Source organism: Kineococcus vitellinus (genome assembly GCF_009906315.1).
In the GTDB taxonomy this organism is placed as follows: Bacteria; Actinomycetota; Actinomycetes; order Actinomycetales; family Kineococcaceae; genus Kineococcus; species Kineococcus vitellinus.
In genome coordinates this window covers 1-3,172 of the sequence record NZ_JAAALL010000396.1, presented here as the reverse complement: position 1 = coordinate 3,172, position 3,172 = coordinate 1, and the positions used below count along the sequence as shown (strand labels likewise).

At 70.7% G+C, this 3,172-nt stretch carries 4 protein-coding genes; all 4 read left to right on the top strand.

Going from position 1 to position 3,172, the window contains the following annotated elements:
• Positions 1-712: flagellar type III secretion system pore protein FliP (gene fliP, locus GTQ99_RS21445; RefSeq protein ID WP_205707967.1), on the top strand; the 712-nt coding region annotated here is incomplete at its 5' end.
• A gap of 161 nt (positions 713-873) precedes the next feature.
• A complete protein-coding gene (locus GTQ99_RS21440) occupies positions 874-1,152 on the top strand; it encodes a flagellar biosynthetic protein FliQ (RefSeq protein ID WP_166617725.1) in 279 nt (92 codons plus the stop codon).
• A gap of 5 nt (positions 1,153-1,157) precedes the next feature.
• Entirely contained in the window at positions 1,158-1,970 is an 813-nt protein-coding gene (locus tag GTQ99_RS21435; protein WP_166617724.1) for a flagellar biosynthetic protein FliR, read from the top strand.
• A complete protein-coding gene (locus GTQ99_RS21430; RefSeq protein WP_166617723.1) occupies positions 1,967-3,049 on the top strand; it encodes an EscU/YscU/HrcU family type III secretion system export apparatus switch protein in 1,083 nt (360 codons plus the stop codon). Before GTQ99_RS21435 ends, GTQ99_RS21430 begins: the two co-directional genes overlap by 4 nt.
• The last annotated feature ends 123 nt before the right edge of the window (positions 3,050-3,172 follow it).

Here is a 3,172-nt window from a genome sequence, read left to right as displayed (position 1 = left end):
CCCCGTGGCCCCCGTCGACCCCGCGGCACCCGCCGCCGGCTCGGTGACCATCGGCGTCGACGGCGTCAACGGCGTCGACGGCAAGCCCAGCCAGTCGGTCACCATCATCATCGCGATGACCGTCCTGTCGGTCGCCCCCGCGCTGCTGCTGCTGACGACCTGCTTCACCAAGATCCTCATCGTGCTGGGCCTGACCCGCAACGCGCTGGGCCTCATGGGCACCCCGCCCAACCAGGTCCTCGCCGGCCTCGCGCTCTTCCTGACCATGTTCATCATGGCCCCCACCCTCGGGGCCATCAACGACGCCGCGGTCCAGCCCTACCTCAAGGGCGAGAAGACCGCGACGGCCGCCTTCACCGACGGCTCGCAGCCGCTGAAGGAGTTCATGCTGAAGCAGACGCGGCCCGAGGAGCTCGCGCTCATGACGAAGGCCGCCGACCGCGAGCAGCCCGCCACCCGCGAGGAGACGCCGCTGACGACGCTGGTGCCGGCCTTCGCCCTCTCGGAGCTGCGCAGCGCCTTCATCATCGGGTTCGTGATCTTCATCCCGTTCCTGGTGATCGACATCGTCGTCTCCGGGGCGCTGATGAGCCTGGGCATGATGATGCTGCCGCCGGTCACCGTCTCGCTGCCCTTCAAGCTGCTGCTGTTCGTCATGGTGGACGGCTGGGGCCTCATCATCAAGTCCCTCGTCGCCAGCTACACGGGCTGACCCGCTGCACCGCACCGCGATCCGCGGCCCGGACTACGGCGTGACCGAGTCGCCCGCCCGACCGCGCGCGGCCGTTCAAGGAACTCACCCGTTCGGCCGATGAACCCTGCAGCGCGGGCCCCGCGCCGCGCACCCCGCACCTGCGACCGGAAGGCACCGCGATGACCGACGTGACCGTCATCCACATCGGGATGACCGCTCTCGTCCTCGCCGCCAAGCTCTGCGCCCCCCTGCTGCTCACCGCCCTGGCGGTCGGCTTCGGCATCTCGCTGTTCCAGTCGGTGACCCAGCTGCAGGAGCAGACCATCGCCTTCGTCCCCAAGGCCGTCGCCGTGGGCCTCGCGATCCTCATGTGCGGCAAGTGGATGCTGCACGAGGCGACCTCCTTCACCACCGCGCTGTACGACCAGATCCCGTCCTTCCTCAGCTCCGGCGGCTGAGCGGCGTGGAGGGTCTGCCCACCGTCCCGCTGGACCTGCTGCTGGCGCTGCTGCTGGCCTCCGTGCGCGCCGCGGCCTTCCTCATGCTGGCCCCGCCGTTCGCCAACCGCGCCGTCAACGGCCGCGTGAAGGCCATGCTGTCGGTCGCGATCGCCCTGCCGGTGGCCGGCCGCCTGCGCGAGAGCGCCCCCGCCGCCGAGCCCGCCGCCCTCGTCAACGCCGTCGTCCAGCAGGCCCTCGTCGGCGTGGTCATGGGCGCCTTCGTCGCCCTGGTCTTCGCCGCCGTGCAGGCCGCCGGCGACATGCTCGACCTCTTCGGCGGCTTCCAGCTCGCCAGCGCCTACGACCCGCTCATGCAGGCGCAGACCGCGATCTTCGGCAAGCTCTACACCTGGACGACCACCGCGCTGCTCGTGGTCAGCGGCGGGCACCTGCTCGTCCTGCAGGGCTTCCTGCGCAGCTACGAGGTCCTGCCGCTGGACGCCGGCGTGGACCCGGGCACCGTGGCGCGCGTGTTCACCGAGGGCGTCGGCCAGCTCGTGCTCTCCGCGCTGCAGATCGCCGCCCCCCTCATCGCCGTGCTCTTCATCACCGACCTCGGCCTGGGGCTGCTCTCGCGCGTCGCCCCGGCGCTCAACGTCTTCGCGATGAGCTTCCCGGTGAAGATCCTCATCGCCCTCACCCTCGGCGGCTTCACCTTCTCGCTGCTGCCCGGCGTCGTCGACGACATGGCCGGCACCGCCCGCGAGACCGTCGTGCGCCTGGTCACCCCGCTGGTCACCCCGCTGGCCGCACCGCTCGCGGGGGGTGGCGGGTGAGCGGGGAGAAGACCGAGAAGCCCACCGCCAAGCGCCTCAAGGAGGCGCGCGACGAGGGCAACGTCCCCCAGTCCCGCGACGTCGCCGCGTGGCTGTCCACCGGGGCGGGCGCGGTGCTCATCCCCGGCACCATCGAACGCGGCCAGGAGCTGTGCCGGCGCACCCTGGCCCAGCTGGCCACCGTCGCCGCCGACCCCGAGCCCGCCCGCGCGCTCGCCGCGCTGGGCTCCGCCTTCTCCGGCGTCCCCGGCGTCCTGGGTCCGCTGGCGGTCACCACCGTCCTGGCCGTGGTCGTCGCCGGCGGCGTGCAGGGCACGCTGCGCCCGGCCACCAAGAAGCTCAAGCCGAAGTTCAGCAACCTCAACCCCGTCAACGGCCTCAAGCAGCACTGGGGTCCGCAGGCGCTGTGGGAGGGCGCCAAGTCGCTGCTGAAGACGGTCCTCATCGGCACCGTCATGTGGATCGCCGCCAAGAACCTCGCCCCGCAGCTCATCGGCTCCGGCCTCATGCCCGTCTCCTCCGTGCTGGCCCTCACCGGGGACACCGTGGTGACCATGCTGGCCATCACCGTCCTCGTGGGCCTGCTCATCGCGGCCGCCGACTACGCCATGAGCCGGCGGCGCATCATGAAGAAGCTGCGGATGAGCAAGCAGGACATCAAGCAGGAGCACAAGAACTCCGAGGGCGACCCGCTGCTCAAGGGCGCCATCCGCTCCAAGCAGATGGCCATGTCCCGCAACCGGATGATGGCCGACGTCGCCAGCGCCGACGTCGTCCTGGTCAACCCCACCCACATCGCCATCGCGCTGCGGTACGAACCCGGCACGGGTGCGCCCAAGGTCGTGGCCAAGGGCGCCGGCGCCATCGCCGGCAAGATCCGCGAGAAGGCCAAGGAGCACGACGTCCCGCTGGTCAAGGACGTCGAGCTGGCCCGCACGATGTACAAGAGCGTCAAGGTCGGCCAGGAGATCCCCGCCGACCTGTACGCGGCCGTCGCCAAGATCCTCGCCTTCGTCATGAGCCTGCGCACCCGGGGCTCGGTGACCGCCTTCGGCGAAGCGCACACCGTCCCCGCCTGAGAAGGTGTTGCGTTACTGGTCATCGCCAGTGAGTGAAGGTGGGGTGGTGGCCGTCAGGCCACCACCCCACCTCATGATCAGCCCATGTGTGCATGCACGGGCAAAGCGGCCTACGACTCCTCA